This is a genomic window from Saccharothrix sp. (assembly GCF_031180885.1).
Classification (GTDB): domain Bacteria; phylum Actinomycetota; class Actinomycetes; order Mycobacteriales; family Pseudonocardiaceae; genus Actinosynnema.
In genome coordinates this window covers 1-17,841 of record NZ_JAPSLK010000092.1, presented here as the reverse complement: position 1 = coordinate 17,841, position 17,841 = coordinate 1, and the positions used below count along the sequence as shown (strand labels likewise).

22 protein-coding genes and 4 tRNA genes are annotated in these 17,841 nt (G+C 69.7%); 18 read left to right on the top strand and 8 right to left on the bottom strand.

Going from position 1 to position 17,841, the window contains the following annotated elements; translation table 11 throughout:
* Nucleotides 1–90: 90 nt before the first annotated feature.
* Nucleotides 91–1,068: a hypothetical protein gene (locus RIN75_RS42485; RefSeq protein WP_309117777.1), complete on the bottom strand. Its 978-nt coding sequence runs from the start codon at nt 1,066–1,068 to the stop codon at nt 91–93.
* Between the two features lie 313 nt (nt 1,069–1,381).
* A complete protein-coding gene (locus tag RIN75_RS42480; protein ID WP_309117776.1) occupies nt 1,382–1,768 on the bottom strand; it encodes a winged helix-turn-helix domain-containing protein in 387 nt (128 codons plus the stop codon).
* A gap of 101 nt (nt 1,769–1,869) precedes the next feature.
* On the opposite strand from RIN75_RS42480, the gene RIN75_RS42475 reads away from it, so the two are divergent.
* From RIN75_RS42475 to RIN75_RS42410, 14 genes are all read left to right on the top strand, one after another.
* Nucleotides 1,870–2,145: a hypothetical protein gene (locus RIN75_RS42475; protein WP_309117775.1), complete on the top strand. Its 276-nt coding sequence runs from the start codon at nt 1,870–1,872 to the stop codon at nt 2,143–2,145.
* Complete coding sequence (locus tag RIN75_RS42470; RefSeq protein WP_309117774.1) at nt 2,145–2,723, top strand: hypothetical protein; 579 nt, start codon at nt 2,145–2,147, stop codon at nt 2,721–2,723. Before RIN75_RS42475 ends, RIN75_RS42470 begins: the two co-directional genes overlap by 1 nt.
* On the top strand, nt 2,723–2,983 hold the full coding sequence (locus RIN75_RS42465) for a hypothetical protein (RefSeq protein ID WP_309117773.1): 261 nt from the start codon (nt 2,723–2,725) through the stop codon (nt 2,981–2,983). The genes RIN75_RS42470 and RIN75_RS42465 overlap by 1 nt, the downstream gene beginning before the upstream one ends.
* Nucleotides 2,980–4,311 (top strand): hypothetical protein, encoded by a 1,332-nt coding sequence (locus RIN75_RS42460; RefSeq protein ID WP_309117772.1) that lies wholly within the window; start codon nt 2,980–2,982, stop codon nt 4,309–4,311. The genes RIN75_RS42465 and RIN75_RS42460 overlap by 4 nt, the downstream gene beginning before the upstream one ends.
* Before the next feature lie 85 nt (nt 4,312–4,396).
* Nucleotides 4,397–4,738, top strand: coding sequence for a hypothetical protein (locus RIN75_RS42455; protein ID WP_309117771.1), 342 nt, complete (start codon nt 4,397–4,399; stop codon nt 4,736–4,738).
* A 55-nt stretch (nt 4,739–4,793) separates the two neighbouring features.
* A complete protein-coding gene (gene traB, locus RIN75_RS42450; protein WP_309117770.1) occupies nt 4,794–6,782 on the top strand; it encodes a plasmid transfer protein TraB in 1,989 nt (662 codons plus the stop codon).
* A 192-nt stretch (nt 6,783–6,974) separates the two neighbouring features.
* Nucleotides 6,975–7,451, top strand: coding sequence for a hypothetical protein (locus RIN75_RS42445; protein ID WP_309117769.1), 477 nt, complete (start codon nt 6,975–6,977; stop codon nt 7,449–7,451).
* Between the two features lie 24 nt (nt 7,452–7,475).
* Complete coding sequence (locus tag RIN75_RS42440) at nt 7,476–7,898, top strand: hypothetical protein (RefSeq protein WP_309117768.1); 423 nt, start codon at nt 7,476–7,478, stop codon at nt 7,896–7,898.
* Between the two features lie 36 nt (nt 7,899–7,934).
* Nucleotides 7,935–8,363: a single-stranded DNA-binding protein gene (ssb, locus tag RIN75_RS42435; RefSeq protein ID WP_309117767.1), complete on the top strand. Its 429-nt coding sequence runs from the start codon at nt 7,935–7,937 to the stop codon at nt 8,361–8,363.
* A 94-nt stretch (nt 8,364–8,457) separates the two neighbouring features.
* Nucleotides 8,458–9,078 (top strand): diguanylate cyclase domain-containing protein, encoded by a 621-nt coding sequence (locus RIN75_RS42430; protein WP_309117766.1) that lies wholly within the window; start codon nt 8,458–8,460, stop codon nt 9,076–9,078.
* A 74-nt stretch (nt 9,079–9,152) separates the two neighbouring features.
* Nucleotides 9,153–10,067: a bifunctional DNA primase/polymerase gene (locus RIN75_RS42425; protein ID WP_309117765.1), complete on the top strand. Its 915-nt coding sequence runs from the start codon at nt 9,153–9,155 to the stop codon at nt 10,065–10,067.
* On the top strand, nt 10,064–11,653 hold the full coding sequence (locus tag RIN75_RS42420) for a YfjI family protein (RefSeq protein ID WP_309117764.1): 1,590 nt from the start codon (nt 10,064–10,066) through the stop codon (nt 11,651–11,653). The genes RIN75_RS42425 and RIN75_RS42420 overlap by 4 nt, the downstream gene beginning before the upstream one ends.
* Before the next feature lie 266 nt (nt 11,654–11,919).
* Complete coding sequence (locus tag RIN75_RS42415; protein WP_309117763.1) at nt 11,920–12,117, top strand: helix-turn-helix domain-containing protein; 198 nt, start codon at nt 11,920–11,922, stop codon at nt 12,115–12,117.
* Complete coding sequence (locus RIN75_RS42410; protein ID WP_309117762.1) at nt 12,114–13,451, top strand: tyrosine-type recombinase/integrase; 1,338 nt, start codon at nt 12,114–12,116, stop codon at nt 13,449–13,451. Before RIN75_RS42415 ends, RIN75_RS42410 begins: the two co-directional genes overlap by 4 nt.
* Before the next feature lie 120 nt (nt 13,452–13,571).
* Here RIN75_RS42410 and RIN75_RS42405 read toward each other — a convergent pair.
* Both RIN75_RS42405 and RIN75_RS42400 read right to left on the bottom strand, forming a co-directional pair.
* Nucleotides 13,572–13,643 (bottom strand) — tRNA-Val (locus RIN75_RS42405).
* A 59-nt stretch (nt 13,644–13,702) separates the two neighbouring features.
* Nucleotides 13,703–14,134 carry a TIGR02611 family protein gene (locus RIN75_RS42400; protein ID WP_309117761.1) on the bottom strand — a complete coding sequence of 144 codons (432 nt, stop codon included), beginning with the start codon at nt 14,132–14,134 and terminating at the stop codon, nt 13,703–13,705.
* 735 nt (nt 14,135–14,869) lie between these two features.
* On the opposite strand from RIN75_RS42400, the gene RIN75_RS42395 reads away from it, so the two are divergent.
* From RIN75_RS42395 to RIN75_RS42380, 4 genes are all read left to right on the top strand, one after another.
* Nucleotides 14,870–15,295 carry an SsgA family sporulation/cell division regulator gene (locus RIN75_RS42395; protein ID WP_309117760.1) on the top strand — a complete coding sequence of 142 codons (426 nt, stop codon included), beginning with the start codon at nt 14,870–14,872 and terminating at the stop codon, nt 15,293–15,295.
* 146 nt (nt 15,296–15,441) lie between these two features.
* Nucleotides 15,442–15,514: transfer RNA gene (locus RIN75_RS42390), tRNA-Gly, on the top strand.
* Between the two features lie 58 nt (nt 15,515–15,572).
* Nucleotides 15,573–15,644 (top strand) — tRNA-Cys (locus RIN75_RS42385).
* A 1-nt stretch (nt 15,645) separates the two neighbouring features.
* Nucleotides 15,646–15,717 (top strand) — tRNA-Val (locus RIN75_RS42380).
* A gap of 20 nt (nt 15,718–15,737) precedes the next feature.
* Here the strand turns inward: RIN75_RS42380 and RIN75_RS42375 are convergent.
* The 4 genes from RIN75_RS42375 to RIN75_RS42360 form a co-directional block, all read right to left on the bottom strand.
* Nucleotides 15,738–16,268 (bottom strand): galactosyltransferase-related protein, encoded by a 531-nt coding sequence (locus tag RIN75_RS42375; RefSeq protein ID WP_309117759.1) that lies wholly within the window; start codon nt 16,266–16,268, stop codon nt 15,738–15,740.
* A 233-nt stretch (nt 16,269–16,501) separates the two neighbouring features.
* On the bottom strand, nt 16,502–17,140 hold the full coding sequence (cofC, locus tag RIN75_RS42370) for a 2-phospho-L-lactate guanylyltransferase (protein ID WP_309117758.1): 639 nt from the start codon (nt 17,138–17,140) through the stop codon (nt 16,502–16,504).
* Nucleotides 17,133–17,552: an SgcJ/EcaC family oxidoreductase gene (locus RIN75_RS42365; protein ID WP_309117757.1), complete on the bottom strand. Its 420-nt coding sequence runs from the start codon at nt 17,550–17,552 to the stop codon at nt 17,133–17,135. Before RIN75_RS42365 ends, cofC begins: the two co-directional genes overlap by 8 nt.
* Nucleotides 17,549–17,841, bottom strand: a 293-nt coding sequence (locus RIN75_RS42360; protein ID WP_309117756.1) for a hypothetical protein, incomplete at its 5' end; no start/stop codon positions are given. The genes RIN75_RS42360 and RIN75_RS42365, both read right to left, overlap by 4 nt.

The following is a 17,841-nucleotide window of genomic DNA, read 5'->3' as shown; positions in this document are numbered from 1 at the left end:
GACATCCGCGACTGGATCAAGGCCTGGAACGAGGACCCCAAGCCCTTCGTCTGGACCAAGGACGCGGACGAGATCCTCGACCGCCTCGCCTCATATCTTGATCGAATTCCCGGCGCAGGACACTAGCCAGCCGTGACCAGCGAAGCTGGCGAACACCACGTCGGTCCAGTGCGCTGCCCAGTTTGGGGCGTCGTCTGGGCTGTGTAAGGAGAAGAAGCGTTCGGCGTCTTGGAGAGCCTGAGTTGCCGAAGTGGCATCGCGGAGAGCTGCGTGGGCGCGGGCTTCAAGCATGGCGGCTTCGGTTTGGACGGCTGGCATGTGGGTGCCGGTGTAGCCCTGGCGTGCGACCTGCGCCAGGCGCAGCGCCTCGCGGGTGCGGCCCAAGTAGAGCGCCTGGTGGCTCATGGTGTTGAGCACGTACGCGCCGTACGCCGAGTCGCTGGCCTCCTTGGCGAAGCGGAGCGACTGGACGAAGTAGCGCTGGGCCAGCGAGTGCTTGTCGTCGTCGTACGCCATGTAGCCGATGACCTCGCACAGCACGGCGGCGGCCTGGAAGAGGGACCGGCCCACAGACTCGTCGTAGGTGCCGTGTAGCCGCGGGATGACGACCTCGCGGAGGTACTTCACTGCCAAGGCGCGGCTGTGCTCGCCGCCAAATGTGCGGTCGAGGCCGTCGAACATCGTGGTCGTGGCTACTACCTCTTCGACGTCGCGGTGAACGACGCGACCGGCGCCGTTCGTCAGGTCGTTGCGGGCGTTGCCGAACAGCCAGTCGAGGCACGCGGCGTAGATGGCCTCCTCGGAGAAGTGGCCGGCCACCACGCCGGGGTGGCGTTGTTCGTCGAACCGCGCGAGATGGGCGACCGCATCGACGGCTTCGAGCAGCGACGTCGCGTAGATCAGGCCCACGTCCGAGCGGGCCTGAGGCGCGGACGTGGCGATGCCCAGTTCGTCGAAGGACTTCCCGTAAAGCGCGGAGAGTAGGTCGCGGTAAGGCTGCTGCGGAACATTGCGGCCGTGTTCCCACTCGCGAAGATAGCGGATAAGGCTCTCCCGGGACGCGGTCACGGGAATTCCGCGTTTGTGTGCGATTCCTTCAAGCTCGTCGGCAGCGCGGGGACGGCTCCAGCCTCGACCTTCACGTTCGTCACGTAGCCTATTCACCCGCCTCACCCCCTTACCGATCTACAAGTGCACCTTGCACGTTCTCAATCCCCCTGCCAAGAGTCGTATCCCTCCCTTATACCCTCCCCCGCGCCGCCTCCCTCCTGCATCCCTCGATCTCCCTGTTTGCGCTTTCCGTTTCGCGATTCCATTTCATCAGCAAGCCGCGCACCGCGAAACGGAGGAGACGATGGCAGTGTGCACCCGGTCTCCGACCTCAGCTCTTCGGCAAGCGCCCGATGAGGTCCGACACCGCATCCTCAAGGGCATCGACCGCCTGGCGGACCGTGCGCAGTTGGTCCTGGACGTCGAGGAGGCCTGCTCGCGCCTCCTGGACCTGCTCGTCGACCGTTGTCGCACGCTCGGACGGGTCGCACACGACGGCACCGGCGTTGCGCCTGATCCGCACGCGACCCTCCGCCGCCAGCAGCCGCACCGCCTCCCCCACCGTGTTCGGCGCTGCGCCCAGCGACTTGGCCAACTCGCGGTAGCTGGGAAGGCGCTCGTTGACCGGGTAGTCGCCTGCGTCGATGCGGCGGCGCAGGAGATCGGCGATCTCCACTCGACTTCGCTGGTCAGCGCCACTGTCCGTGTCTTGGCTCACCTTCCCAGCCTACTGCTGTCTTAAGCCACCTGTTGACTTCGCGGCCACTCAGCCCTACTGTCTCAAGTCACCTGAACTGACTTAAGTCACTTGGAGATCCGATGCAGATCGTTCGCTTCGCCTCCCGCGCCAGGCGGGAGCAGTTCCGGGAGCTGCTGGACGTCGAGGTCGACGTGTTCGAGGACCAGCCTGACGAGTACGAGCTGCCGTCCCGCGTGCCGACGAGCGCCGCCGAGCCGACGTCGTGGCTCTCGATGTCGCCCGAGGAGAAGGCGGAGATCCGGCCGCGACTCTTCCCCGCGTTCGAGCAGGCCGACGTCGTGCTCTTCCCCTCCCCCGCCGAGCAGTCCTCCGACTTCGGCAAGGAGGCCGCGTGATGGCCGGCTCCCTGAGGGCGTTCCGCGTGGACCAGCGTGGGGACCGGGAGGCCGCGAGCAACGGGCGGTCGCGGTTCGAGGCGTACTTGCAGATGGGTGGGCACTTCTACGGCATCGACCAGGACGACCGGCACAGCTTCGCGATCGCCTCGATCCTGACCGCGCTGCCGCCGGTGATGTCGCCCGGGTACGTGCTCACCGACAAGCGGGTGCGCGACGTGCGTCCGCACTGGGACGACGACAACCGCCTCGCGTTCGAGGTGACGCTGGTGTCGGCGCTGCCGGTCGAGGTGTCCCGGCAGGCCGACTTCCGTTGGCGGAGCTGGCAGCGGGAGCGGCAGATGTTCGGCGGGGACACGCTGTGGTCGGACCCGTACGACAACGACCGGCCGGCGTTGTTGCCGACCTTGGCGGTGCGGGTGCCGATCGCGGTCGAGTTGCTGCCGACGCCGGAGTTCGTGCGCGGGGTGCCGGTCACCGCGGTGGCGAAGCAGGCCGTGCGGGTGGTGTGCGGCGAGTTGAGCCGCTGCTTGGAGCCGGTGCTGGCCGGTCTGGACGCGGCTGGGGTGAGTGCGTGATGCGCGTGCGTTCCTTGGCGTTGCTGCCGTTCTCGTTGCTGTGGTCGCTGGTCAAGCTGCTGTTCTGGCCCGGCCTCGGGGTGTTCGTCGCCTGGCTGGTGTTGCCGGTCGGGTGGATGCCGGTGGTGTTCGCGGGTGCTGCGGGCTACGTGGTCGCGGTGTTGGCGGTGTGGAAGGTGATGGTGCGAGGCAAGTTCGCGTCGCTGGCACGGGGCACGGTCACGGTCCGGCCGACGCGGAAGCGGGGTGACGAGCGATGAGCCTCGCCGACCGGAAGGCCGTGCGGATCGCGGCGAGCACCGAGGCAGAGATCCGACGCGCCGACGCTGCGGCTGCCCGTGACGTGGACGTGCGGCGGGCGAACATCGAGCTTGAGCGCGAGCGGACCGAGAACAAGCGGGCTGACCGCCTGGCGCGGCTGGAAGACCGGCGAGCGCTGCGCAAGCAGAAGGACGCCGACAAGGGCGAGCGGAAGGCGCAGCGCGAGGCACGGGCGACCGAGCGGCGTGCGCGGCGAGCGGCCTGGGTGGCTCGGGTGCGTGGCCAGCTGGCGGATCAGCTCATCGTGGTGCCGATCGTGCTGGCGATGGCGGGCGCGTGGTGGGGCCAGTTCGGGCTGTTCCGGGACCGCTTGGGGTGGCCGGCGCTGCTGGCCGCTGCGGCGGCCACCGGTATCGAGTGCATCGGGCTGGTGTGCGGCCGGCTGGCGCACCTCGCGAGGCAGCCGGTGACCGTGACGATGCCGGACGGGCGGCGGGTCGAGCGGGACGACTCCGCGTGGGTCGAGCGAACGCTGATGTGGGGTGTGGTCGGCTACGCCGGTGCCTCGAACTGGGCGCACTCCGGTGACCCGACCGTGGGCGTGCTGTCGCTGGTGGGTGTCTCGGTGTGGGAGGCGCGGGAGCGGCGGATGCAGCGCCAGGCGCTGGCGAGCGCCGGTCGGCTGCCGTCCCGGCGCCCACGGTTCGGCGCGGCGCGGTGGCTGCGGTACCCGTGCTGGACGTACCGGGCATGGTCGGCCGCGCTGCGGCACGGCTTGACCGACGCGGCCGACGCGCTGGCGGTCGCCGAGCAGAAGGCGACCGAGCGCAAGGCGCTGGGGTGGCGGGCGCGGCGGCGGTTCGGTCGCGTGGTGGCCGAGCGGCTGGCGGTCACCGACCAGCGGCGGCGGCAGGAAGCGGAGTCGGTCATCCGTGAGGCCGAACAGGTGGTCGGTGCGGCGGCGATGCTGTTCGGTCCGGACTTCGCCCGGCAGCGGGCGCACGCGGCGACCGGGTCGCGACCGACCAGTGGAAACGGTGAGTCGGACGGGAGTGGCGGGCGTGCGCGGCGGTTGGGGTGGTTGCGGCTGGCCGGTCGTGACGACCGGGTGGCGACCGAGGACGCCGAGTCGGTGCCCGTGGTGGTCGACGGGGTGGACATCACCGACCTGATGCCGGTGGCGCGGCGGGTCGCGGCCGAGCTGGGCGACCGGCTGACCCGTGACGGGCTGCTCGACGGGCTTCGCCAGGCGGGATTGTCGGTCGGTGGGAAGCGGCGCAAGGCGGTCTACGACGCGGTGTTGGCCGAGCGGGAGCGGGTGGCCTGACCGGCAGGGTGCGGCATCCGCCTGGTGGGTGCCGTCGCCCGGTCGGTCAGGAACCCGGCCACACGAGACGACGAGGAGACAAGTCGTGAGTGGACAGTTGGCTTTCGGTGACCCGGAGTTCTTCTCCACCAGCCAGATCCGGGACTACTGCAACAACGGCGCGCGGCTGCTGCGCCCGCTCTACAACGAGCTGCACATCGCGGCGGAGGAGCTGGAGGCGGTGCTGCGGTTCGTGCCCTCGACCAACCCGCAGGCGGGTGGGCTGGACTCGCGGGTGCGGGCGAAGTTCGTCGCGGGGCACCTGCACCGGTCGGCCGACGCGGTCGAGGTCGCGGTGGCGTCGTTGCGGCGCACGTACATGAGCTTCCACAAGCACTTCGTCAACGACCAGCCGCCCAAGCCCAAGCGCCAGTTCACGTTCGACTGACCCGCTAAGACGCTGTCGGGACCGCGAGGGAACCGCAGGAAGGAGAGTGACCGAGATGGCCAAGAAGCACCCCAGCAGCGGCGACCTCGCGCCCGGCGGTGGCGAGATGGGCTACTACGTGCCGCGGAACTACTGGGGCAGCCGGGTCGCGCCGTTCGCCGCGCAGTGGGCCGTGACGGGCGCGATGTGGCCGGCGGGTGCGTTGACGCACGTGCTCATGGCTGAGTCGGAGTACCTGCCGTGGTTGACGCCCGGGTTGTCGTTGTTGGGCGTGGGGTTGACCGGGTTGACGTACACGGTCGGCAAGGCGCGGTCGGCGATCACCCGGGTGCACGCGACCGCGACCACGGCGGTGGCGTCGGGGTGGATCACGGCGTGCGCGATCGCCGCGCCGTGGGAGAACCCGTTGCTGGGGCTGTGGTTGTACGGCGGGGCGGGGGTCGCGCTGTCGTGGAACATTCGGCGCGTGCTGCGCGGCGGGGATGACAACGGCGGTGTCGGTGGGCTGTTCGAGAAGGTCAAGCTCGCCGGTGTCCGGACCCGTGAGGTGCAGGTCGCGCCGAACAAGGTGACCGCGCCGTTGCAGCTCCCGGCCGGCCAGGTCGCGGTCGAGGACGTGCAGGCGGCGGCGGACAAGATCGCGCAGGTGTTGCGGCTGCACAAGGGTGCGGTGCGGATCGTCGGCGACCCGGACGACCTGTCGCAGGCGACCTTGACGATCGTTCCGGAAGACGTGTTGCGGCACCCGCAGCCGTGGCCCGGCCCCTCCGCGCCGGGCGGGAGCATCGCCGAAGCCGTGGTGCCGGGCGTGTACGAGGACAACGAGCCGCAGCGAATCTTCTTCCCCGGCGACAAGACCAGCCAGCGGCAGGCCATGACGCTGATCGTGCAGGGCATGAAGGGTGCCGGGAAGACGGGCGGCGCGAAGAACTGCTGGACGGAGATCCTGACCCGCCGTGACGTGAACCTGATCGTGCTGGACCCCTCCAAGGGCGAGCAGAGCGTCGCCTTCCTGGGCGACAAGGCGCACACCGTGATCGGGCACCGGCAGTGCGAGGACTTCATGACCCGCGTGCCGGACGTCATCACCGACCGCGCGACCCAGCTCGGGCGGTGGGGCTACGACGAGTGGACCCCGGAGGTGTTCGAGAAGCACGGGATGCCTTACCTGATCCTGTGGGTGGAGGAGGCCACGCGAGTTCTGGAGGACGCGGGGACACTGACCCGCATCGCTCAGGAGTGCCGTTCGGCGGGCATCTCGCTGGTGTTGTCGTTGCAGAAGGCCAGCTTCCGGCAGATGAACACCGACGTGCGGTCGCAGATCGACGGCGTGTGGTGCTTCGGCGTCAACGACATCAACGACGCGGCGTTCACCTTGTCCGAGCAGGTGATCGAGGCCGGTGCGCGGCCGGACCGGTGGAAGAACCGGCGGGTGGGCTGCAACTACCTGGAGGTTCCTGGAGTCCCCGAGGAGCGCCTGGTGGTGCCCGGTCGCACGTTCACCGGCACCGACGCCGAGCGAGCCGCGGTCATCGCCGCGCACGACGACGTTCGTCCACCGCTGTGGGAGTCCACGGCGAAGCTGCTGGAACTGCCGACGACGCCGGGTGTTGGGAAGGGAGGCGAGGTCGTGCCGATCAATCGTGCAGCGGAGGACGGTCCGGTGTCGCTGGACGACTGGGACTCCCGGCAGCTCTCGGACACCGAGGACCGGCCGGTGGCGCTGCCGGCGGAGCACGAACCGGACGTGGACATCCACCCCGACGCCGAGTTGCCGGCCGATCCGGGCATCGACCTGCCGCAAGGGCGTCCGACGCGGCGGGAGGCGCGGCAGATCCTGCGGACGCTGGTGGACCGGATCGTGGCGCAGGGGCGGACGGAGTTCACGGTGCGGGACTTCCCGGACGCCGAAGCCACGTTCGGGCGTGGGCGCCCGTGGCTGTCCGGCGAGCTGGCCGCGCTGGTGCGGGACGGGGTGCTGGAGGAGGTCGGCACGGACGGCAAGGCGACCGTCTACCGCCCGCGTACTCGTAACGCAGCGTAGCGAGCGGGCGAGCGCCTGACGTCACGTGACGTCATCTGACGTCAGGCGCTCGCACTCCCGCCCTACGCGTGCGCGCGTGCGTGCGCGCGCGAAACCTGATTCATAACAACGTTCTGATTGAAGTCGGCTCCGCGCCGACTCGACCTGCCACACCCGAGTTCGATTACTCAGAGTGAGATAGGAGGTGGCTCGGTGGCCCCGACTCAGACCCCACTACGGATCGAGAACCTGAGCCTGCCGGTCGTCGCCCACCACGAGGCCGCGCACGCGGTCATCGCGTTGACCACCGGCGGACGCGTCCCCAGGGCACGGATCTGGCCGGCGGACGCCGCCCACTGGCAGGGCTGGGTGGACATGGAGTTCCGCGACAACCCCGAGGGCGAGCACGCCGGAGCCCTCGCTCTGCTCGCCGGAGCGCACGCCGAACGCCTGTGGCTGGACCGACACGACGTGCCGCCCGCCTCCTGGCCGCACGACATCGACGCCAGCTCGCAGTGGGACCGCGACCTCGTCCAGGAGTGCCTGAGGCGCATCCCCCGCGACCAGCGCCCGCTCTACCGGGCCGTCGACCGGGAGGCCGAACGCCTGGTCGCCCGCCACTGGGACCGCATCGAGCACGTGGCCGAGCGGCTGATCGACGCCAAGACCCTGCACCACGTCCGCGCCTGAACTACCAAACCGGAAGGAACCGTCATGACCGCTCGCGGTACCCGCGACGCCACCCGAGTCCTCGCCGCGCTGCGTGAGGCGAACGCCGCCTTGGCGGACATCCTGCGAGACAAGCACATCGTGCTGAACATCAGCAGCAAGGACGCGTTGGCCGCGCTGCTCGGCACGACGTCGATCGCCCGCCAGATCGCCATGTTGCTCGACCTCTACCAACGCGGGCTCACCAACTACGTCGAGTCCGACCACCGCGACGAGCCGACGGCGGACAACCAGCCGGTCGGCGGTCTGGTCGAGGAACAGGTCGCCGCCTACCTGGACGTCTGCGACTCCATCCGGCAGGCGGCGCTGAGCGCCGCGAAGTCGGCGGACCGCATCGGCTCCGTGGCCGACGCGCTCGGCTCCGTGATGAACGACCGCCGTTGGCGCGGCCCCAACTACCGCCACTGACCGCTCTGCCAGGCATCCACCGCTAGGAGGTACATGATGGCCGGCCTTCCCGAAGTCACCGTCGCCGGAACCCTCACGGCCGACCCGGAGTTGCGCTTCACCCAGTCCGGTATCGCGGTCGCCAACTTCACCGTCGCGGCCAACGACCGCCGCTACGACCAGCAGCAGGGCCGTTGGATCGACGGCGACGCCACGTTCCTGCGCTGCACGCTGTGGCGGCAGCCGGCCGAGAACCTGGCCGGCTCGCTGGGCAAGGGTGCCCGCGTGCTGGTCACCGGAACGCTGCGTCAGCGCTCCTACGAGACCGACCAGGGCGAGAAGCGCACCGTCATGGAGCTGGACGTCGCCGAGATCGGCGCGTCGCTGCGCTGGGCCACCGCGAAGGTCACCAAGGCCACCCGCACCAGCACCCCGACCGACGACGCCTGGAACAACGCGCCGAGCAACGACCAGCCGCCGTTCTGACCACGGACGTTGCGGGGCGGGCAACTGCTTCCCGGCGAATCGACCGCCCCGCAACCCCTTCCTCCCTCACCTACCGGTTCGAGAGGACACCCTGATGAGTACCACCAGCACCATCCTGGTGGCCACCACCGCCACCGGCTGGACCGCCACCGCCGCGATCGCCGTGCACCTGTTCAAGCGCGTGCACCTGGACGCGCTGACCGGCCTGGGCAACCGCGACGCGTTGGAGATCCAGGCCCGTCACGCCTCCCGCACCCGACGCGGCGGCGCGGTCGGTGTGCTGCTGATCGACGTCGACCAGTTCAAGGCCGTCAACGACACGCACGGCCACGCGGCCGGCAACCACGTCCTCCGCACGCTGGCCAGCCGCCTGGCCGACGCGCGGTTGCCCGGCGAGCTGCCGATCCGGCTGCACGGCGACGAGTTCGCGCTGTGGCTCGGACGCGTGCCCTCCGGCGAGCGCGGACGCCACGTGGCCGCACGTCGTGCCCACGCGATCAGAGCTGCGCTCGCCATGCCGATCACGGTCAACGGCGTGCGCCTGTCGATCGCGGCGAGCGTCGGCGCGCACACCCTCCCGGCGCGCGGGGTGTCGCTGTCGGCACTTCTCGCCGGTGCCGACGCGGCGATGTACGCGGCCAAGCGCGGCGGGCGACTCACCAGCCTGCCCACCACCGGCCGGCTGCGCGACCACGACGACCGCGAGAGCGCCTGACCCCCGTGGCGGGGCAGGTGTCCACTCCCCTGCCCCGCCACGGCACCACCCACAACGGAAGGAGGAGAACCGCCGTGACCGATCGAGCCGACAGCACCCGCCTGGCCGAAGCGCTGAGCGCCGCCGAACGCGGCTGGCACGTCTTCCCCTTGGTACCGCTCGGCAAGCGCCCCGCCGTCGCCGACTGGCAGGCCAAGGCCACCACCGACACCGCCCGCGTCGAGACGTTCTGGACCCACCACCCGAACCACAACGTCGGCATCGCCACCGGCCCGTCCGGGCTCGTGGTGGTGGACCTGGACGTCGCCAAGCCCGACCAGGCGGCACCGGATGGCTTCAACATGCTCGGAGTGACCACGGGCGCCGAAGTCCTGGCGCTGCTGGCCGAACGCTCCCGCAACACCGTCCCCGCCACCCACACCGTGCACACGCCGTCCGGCGGCACGCACCTGTACTTCCGCGCACCGAGCGGCGCGCCGCTGCGCAACAGCGCCGGCCGATTCGGCTGGCTCATCGACACCCGCGCCCACGGCGGCTACGTCGTCGCCGCAGGCTCGACCCTGCCAACCGGCACCTACACCCGCACCGACGACCTTCCGCCCGCGATCCTGCCCACCTGGATGGTCCAGGCACTCGTTCCCAAGCCACCCACGGCCATCTCAGCGCCCAAGGAGAGCGCTCCTACGCGGCCCGGCAGCTACCTGGACGCGATCGTGCGCGGCGAGTGCGACAAGGTCGCAGCGGCCCAACCAGGCCGTCACAACAAGACCCTCTTCCAGGCAGCGCTGAGCCTTGGGCAACTGGTCGCGGGCAACGAGCTGGACTCCCTCACCGCTGCGGCCATGTTGGAGCAAGCCGCCACGCACATGGTCCACGGCGACTGCGACTGCAACGCCCGCCAGGTGACCGCCACCATCACGTCCGGCCTGCGCCTCGGTGGTACCCGCCCGCGTCGGCTGGAACACCGGCAAGGCGGTGCAGCAGCGTGAGCACCACCCCGCCGTCCGGTACCGCGCGCGTCCTGCGTGCGGTACCGGACGCGCCCCAAGACCTCACCTCGGGCGTCTCGCCGGACGACTGGGAGCCGCCGGTCCCACTCGGGGGCGGGCGCGACGTGCCGCCGTTCCCGGTCGACGCGCTGCCCGCCTGGATGGCTGACCATGTGTCCGCCGTTGCCGAAGCGACGCAGACACCGCCCGACCTCGCCGGGTGCCTCGCACTGGTCGCCCTGTCCACCGCTGCCGGTGGGCGCGTCCGGGTGCAGATCCGGCCCGGCTGGGACGAGCCCGTCAACCTCTACTCCGTCGTGGTGCTGCCGCCCGCCTCGCGGAAGTCGGCCGTGTTCAAGGCGATGACGCGGCCGATCCGCCTGGTGGAGAAGGAACTCGTCCAGCAGGCCAAGGCGGACATCGAGGCCGCGCGGATCAGCCGGCGGACCGCGATCGAACTCGCCGAGCGCGCGGAGAAGGCGGTGCTCGCGGCCGACGCCGCGTCGCGGGACGCTGCGCTCGAAGCCGCGGTGAACGCGGCGATGGACATCGACAAGACCGCGATGCCCATCGTGCCGCGCCTCATCGCCGACGACGCCACGCCCGAAGCGGTCGGCTCCCTACTGGCCGACCACGGCGGACGCATCGCCATCCTGTCCGCAGAAGGCGGCATCTTCGCCACCATCGGCGGGCGGTACTCCGGCACGCCGAACCTGGAGATCTTCCTCAAGGGCCACGCCGGTGACCTCCACCTGGTCGACCGGCAGGGACGGGAGTCGACGGTCGTTGAGGAGCCGTCCATCACGCTGGGGCTGACGATTCAGCCGATCATCTTGGACAACCTGGGCCGGAACGAGCTGTTCCGAGGCAGCGGTCTGCTCGCGCGGATCATGTACTCGCTGCCGGTCAACACGGTCGGCAGCCGGCTGGCCCGGCCGACGCCCGCGCCGCCTCACGTCGCGGACGTCTACGAGTCGCGGCTGTGCGCGCTGGTGCGAGAGCTGGCCGACTGGACCGACCCCGCCGTGCTGCCGTTCACCCCGGACGCGGACGACCTCATGGCCGAGCTGCAAGACGAGATCGAGCCGCGGCTGCACCCGATCACCGGCAGTTGGGCGCACCTGGGCGACTGGGGTGGCAAGCAGGCCGGACTTACCGCCCGCCTGGCGGCGCTGCTGCACCTCGCTCACCACGAAGTCGGCTGGTCGGGCGCGATCGACGCCGAGACGTTCGTCAGCGCCCGCCGACTCGGCGACTACGCCGCCGCTCACGCGCTCGCTGCCTTCGACCGGATGGGCGGCAACCCTCAGATCGACGACGCGCGAACGGTCCTGGAGTGGATCAAGCGCACCCAGCCGACGAGCTTCACCAGGCGCGACGCCTACCGAGCCAACCGGGGCGGTAGCTTCCGCGAGGTCGCCGACATCGACCCGGCGCTGGCGATCCTCGAAGACCACGGCCATGTGCGCCTGGCGCTGCCACCCGACCGGCGCGGCCCCGGCCGCAAGCCCAGTCCCGTGTACTTCGTCCACCCCGACTACCGCTCTGGCCCTGGACAGTTTGGACAGAATGGCCAGAATCCATGAGCACGCCGGGTTTCCGCTGGTCAGGAACCGTGTCGGTGATCATGGGCGCGTTGGACAGTTTTGGACGGAATCTGGACAGAATCCGCCCGCGCCCGCCCGCCCGAGCGCCGCCCCGTAATTGTGTCCAGATTCTGTCCAAAACTGTCCAAGCCGACCAAGATCACGCACGTGGGCGCTGAGCAGCACAAACACTGGATCGCGGCCAATTGTGGCCATTCTGTCCAAACTGTCCAAGCTCCCGCGTGCCCAGGTCCCGAGGAGTCACCGTGACCGAGCACCAGCCCGCCCTGATGACCATCCCCGAAGCGGCCAAGTTCCTGGGCCTGAGCCGAGCGTCCGCCTACCGGTACGCGAACGCCGGGCAGCTCCCCACCAAGCGGTACGGCCGGCGCGTCTACGTCGTCCGCGCCCTGCTCACCGAGTCCCTGACGCTCAACGACGCCCCGGAGGTCGAGGCCGCGTGACCAAGAAGCGCAAGAAGCGGCCGAACGGCAGCGTGTTCCGGCGCGGCCACAAGTGGGCCTACGCCTTCCAAGGCCCGAAGCACCCGCTCACCGGCGAACGGGAGCGGATCACCAAGAGCGGCTACGCGACCGAGGACGAGGCGTGGGAGGCGATGGATGAGGCCAAGGCTGCCATCGCCACCGAGACCTACGTGAAGCCGACGCGTGCCACCGTGGCCGACTTCTTCGAGGCGTGGTTCCCGTACGTCCGCACCTCGACCGAGCCGACCACCGCAGCGAACTACGAGACCTTGGCGCGCGCGTACGTCCTGCCGTGGGTTGGCAAGCGGCCGATCCAGGACTTCCTGCCCTCCGTGGTCGCGGCGCTCTACGAGCACCTGTTGACGCAGGGTCGCCGGAAGCGGAACACGAACTGGGAGATGTACCAGCTCTGGCTCGACGCCCGGACCGCGAAGCGCGAGATCCGGCCGCGCGAGATCGCCGACAAAGTGGGCGTCTCCTACGCGGCAGCGCGCAAGGCGGTCCGGCGGTACGAGGTCGGTCGGGTGCCGGCCAAGCCGGAACCGGGGCTCGCGGCCAAGACCGTCAAGAGCGTGCACATCATGCTCAGCTCGGCGATGAGTACGGCGGTCCGCTGGAAGTACCTCAGCAGCAACCCGACCGATGGCGTGAAGCCGCCCACCGTGCCCCGCCGCTCGCACAACACGTGGAGCCCCGAGCAGATGGCGCGGTTCCTCAAGATCGCCAGCACCGACCGGCTGTTCGGGCTGTGGGTGCTCGACGCGTCGACCGGGATGCGACGCTCGGAGCTGTGCGGGCTCAAGCGCGCCGCGCTCGACCTGGACGCGGCCGTCGTCCGGATGACCTCGACTCGCGTGGTCGCGGCGGGCGCGGTGAGGGACGGCAGCGGGAAGAGCGCGCGGAGTCGGCGGGCGCTGGCGTTGGACAGGTTCACCGTCCAGGCGCTCCGAGCGCACCTCAAGCGCCTCGACTCGGAGAAGGCGGACTGGGGCGACGGCTACCAGGACCACGGGCTGGTCTTCTGCTGGGAGGACGGCCGGCCGATCTATCCGGACACCATCACCGAGCAGTTCAACCGCCTGGTCGACCGGGCCGGACTGCCGCCCATCCGGCTGCACGACCTACGCCACAGCTACGCGACGATCGCGCTCCGCTCCGGAGTGCACCCGAAGATCGTGAGCAGCCGGCTGGGGCACGCCACGGTGGCCTTCACCCTCGACACCTACTCGGCGGACATCCCGGACCTCGACCAGCAGGCCGCCGAAGACATCGGCGGGCTGTTCCTGCCGCCGGCCGACGAGGAGTCCGCCTGACCTAGAAACACCCGATTTGCTACCACTTTTGCTACGGCGGTGTGGTCGCGGCCACTTCAACGCGCCCGTACAAAGCAAGATCCCCTCTGACCGTGCTGGTCAGAGGGGATCTTTGCGGTGTGGGCGATACAGGGATCGAACCTGTGACCTCTTCGGTGTGAACGAAGCGCTCTCCCGCTGAGCTAATCGCCCCTATTCGGTTTTCCTGCCCCGCTCTCGCGGTGTGTCCATACCCTACAACATCAACCCGGCTACTTGAAAATCGGGCTGGCCAACCACGGCCAGTCCAGGCCCAACCAGCCGCCGACCAGGGCGAACGCGCCGAGCACCCAGCAGGTCACGGCGACCACCAGGCCGGTGGCGGCCAGGACCAAGGTCTTCACGAGCATGTTCTGGCGCTTGAGCCACTCGACCCACGCGTCGTAGTAGCGCTTCGCGAAGCGGAGGACGCGGCCCGCCCACTCGAACTCGGTGGCGAGGATGGCCAACCCCGCGAAGACGACCAGCCAGCCCGGACCCGGGTACGGGATCATCAGGACGCCGGCGACCAGCACCAGGCCGCCGACCACCCCTACGCCGATGCGGTAGGTCAGGTTCAGGGCCGGGTTGCGGCGGAACCAGTGGCGGTGGGCGGTCTTCGGTTCTTCGTGCTGCTCGGTCGTCACCTGCACATCATCGCTCACGACGCCCCTCACTTGGCCCGAAGCCGGCTTGTTCGTCGGCCGCGTCGGTGCAGTGCGGCCGGTGCCGGGCTTCACGTCGAAGGTGGCCAAGGCTACCGGGGTTGGGGTGCTGGCGTCCCAACATCACGCAGACCTCGTCGGCGGCGTTGTTGGGCGCCAGTGTGGTTTAGATCACCATTGCGTCGTTGGCGGCGGACAGGAGGACTGCCAGTTTCTCGCCGGAGGGCGAGCGGAGGATGGCTCGGTTGGTCCCCGGGTCTGCGGCCATGCGCCGACCACACCGGTCAACGCCGAGGAACGTCTCCCGGATGACGTCCTCCGCGAGCTCCCGGCCCACGCACGCCCGCCGCGCCAGCGAGGACGCGCGTAGCGGTCGGCACAACTCCCCGAACGCAACCCGGTCACCGGCGGTCGCATGGTCGACCAGCGCGGTGTCGGAAGATCGCCCATCAGGGACCCGGACTCGGCGCGGTGGTGGGTGAGCGGGTCACCAGAGATGTCTTCGCGTCCAACATTCGCGCAACAGCCGGTACCGGGTTCAGGTCAAACCCAGCAAGATGTGGTGCGGCGCAGATGGCACGGACACGCAACGCAGCGACTTGGTCGCCCAACGGAGTTCCATTGGCCCGGATGGGTGATAAAACACCCGATGTCGAGCGTTCCTCGCCACATACACGTCACAACTAGAGAATCCGGTCGTTTCCTTGACGGGGAAGGGAGAAGTGGGTAACGACGATGCGCAACGACCACGTGACGCTCCGCTCAACAGCGGTGTTCGACCTGTTGGCACCGAGGACGCCGGCCGTTCCGGTGCAGGTGGAGCTTCGATATGACACGAAAGATCCCTACGCGGTGGTGGCCGCGTTCCGCACCGGCCGCGCAGGTTGGGTCGAATGGGTGTTCGCCCGCGACCTCCTGGCGGACGGCCTGATCGCGGACGCGGGTGACGGCGACGTCCGGATCCGCCCCGCCGCCGACGACCCCGAAGTCGTCGTGATCGAACTCAGCTCCCCGTCCGGCCACGCCATGTTCGAGGCGTCCGCCCAGGAGCTGGCCGACTTCCTCGACCGCACCTACGACGTGGTCGTGCCGGGCAACGAGCACCTGTGGGTCGACGTGGACGAGGCCCTGACCCACCTGATCTCCAACGACTTGAGCTAAAAGTGCAGGTAGCGGGCTCGCGGGGGCGTTGGGTACCCCCCGATTTGATCCCGCGTGGGGGGATGTAATAAAGTTCCTCCTGCACCGAGAGAGACCGGAACGGCAAGACCCCAAAAGGGTAAAAGGTCCGGGAAATCACGGAGCATGCGGATGTAGCGCAGTTGGTAGCGCATCACCTTGCCAAGGTGAGGGTCGCGAGTTCGAGTCTCGTCATCCGCTCGGCAGAGGGCCCCTTGGGCTCAGGCCAGTCTTCCTGGTGCTAGCCTTCAGGAAACTTGGCGGAGTGGCCGAGTGGCTTAGGCAAGGGCCTGCAAAGCCCTGTACACGGGTTCGATTCCCGTCTCCGCCTCGGACGATTAGCTCAGCGGGAGAGCACTACCTTGACACGGTAGGGGTCACTGGTTCAATCCCAGTATCGTCCACAAGAGAACAACGCAGCAGGTCAGAAGCCCGGTCCTCGATCATGAGGCCGGGCTTCTGGCGTATCACCGCAGGCGAACCACAGGGGTGTGATGTGGTCAACAACGGGGGGTGGACAGGGCTTCGTAGCGGTGGCGTAGGTCGGCAGCCTGGGCGGTTTGACCGGATCTGGTGAGGGACGTGCACTCCTGGCTACGGCGTGGGCGGTGCGGACGTCGATCTGGTGGGTTGACAGGAGCCGGTAGAGGGCCGGTTCGATCGAGTCGACCTTGTGGCTGAAGCGGCGGGAGTTGACCAGCCACTCGAGGCCCTTTGCTGCCGGTGGGGGGACCTGGTGGTGGTTCAGCGTGGCCTCGCGGACGGCCATGCGGGCGCCCGACTGGACCAGGCGGTAGCACAGGTCCGTGTCCTCCAGGCCCCAGCGGGTGAAGGTCTCGTCGAGGAGGCCGACTTCGATGACCTGCTCGCGCAGGGCGGACATGTTGCCGGTGGTGCCGATCATCCACGACAGCGCGAAGTCGGCTGGGTCGGGGAAGGCCTCCAAGACGGGCACGACGTGTTGTTCCCACCACGGTTCGGGGACGCCGTGGGTGGCCAGGACGTAGTCCGGGTCTGTTTCGACGGCACGGGCGGCGACCAGCGCGAACTCCTGGTCGAGGGTCTTGGGGCAGGTCCGGGAGGAACGGCGTCAGGCGCTCGTCGGAGCGGAGGGCGGGGTGCCAGCGGGTCAGGACGCCGCGTTACTAACAGGCCGCCGCCTACCGCTGACCGTCCGTAGTGGACAGATCACCGAGTGGAGGTGACCAGGACCGCGCTGTGCCGGCCCAGGCCCAAAGTCGTCGCGTGCGCCAGGTCTTCTCCTGTATCCACGTCACTCCTCAGGGACGGCCAAGCACCCGTCAAGGGAACCGCCCCGGTGGCCTCGTGGGCCTGAGCCGAACCGACGCCCAACCTGGGGTTCAGGGCACCGCCGGGTGTGGTGAGGAGGAGGGTGGTGCCGGTGCCCGGTCGGTCGGCGCAGAACGCGCGACGGCCCCTTGCGGCGGTGATGGCGGACGACAACTCGGTGGGGCGCAAGGCCGGGAGGTCCGCGTGCAGGACACCGATGGTGGCGGTCGGGTCGCGGCGGCGCAGCACGTCCGCGCCGGCCTGGACCGCCGGGTTCAGGCCCGCACCGGGGTCGGGTGTGGACTCGACGCCCAGTGCGGCCACCTCCTCCACCACCGCCGGATCGGACGTCACCACCAGCACCTGGCGCACCCCGGCCGCCAGCGTGGCCGCCGACAGGGTGTCGAGGGCGAACGCCAGCGCCAGGGCCGCCCGCTCGACCGGGTCGACCGCCACGTCCGCCAACCTGGTCTTCGCGCGCGCCAACCCCTTCACCGGGACCACGAGGTCGACGCCGTGGGTTCCACGATCAGGCACCGGGCGGCGTCTCCCCCGCGATTCGGCTGTTCTGGTACGCCGCGATCCGCCACCCGTCCAGACCGTTGGCCAACACCCAGGTCGCCCGCACCGGCCGACGCTCCTCGGCCACCAGGTCACCGCCCTCGGTGACCACGACGGCCACGCCCGGTTGCAGGAACCGCAGGTCCACGACGTCCTGGACCAGGGTCCGCCCCCGGTCCGCCGTCGCGAACTCGCGCGTCATCGCCGTCCGGATCATCTCCCGCCCGCGCAGGAACCGGTCGTCCGACAGGACCATCCGCGCGTTCTTGGCACAGGCGTCGGCCACCGCGTCCGCATCACCGCCCGCCCACGCGCGCGCGACACCGTCGAGGACTTCCCGAACGCCGGCCTCCGCGCTCCGCGTGCGCGGTGTGGTCGCACTGCTCATGATCGCTCCCCCGATTCCCCCACGACGCCCACGGCGACGGGTCGCCCCGGACGTCCCCGCCCGATCCGGATCGACGCCCGATCCTCTTCGCCCGCGGTCACCGCGGCTACTTCCCCGTTGCGCTGTTGGCGGGGCGCGGGGACGCCGTAGGTCGTGGTGCGTTGCCGGGCAGGTCGTCCGGCCAATGCCGCAGTGGCGTGCAGCTGTTCGACGGTACGGGCGGAGCCGTGTTCGGAGCCGGCCATGCGGCTGATGGTCTCCTCCATCAACGTCCCGCCCAGGTCGTTCG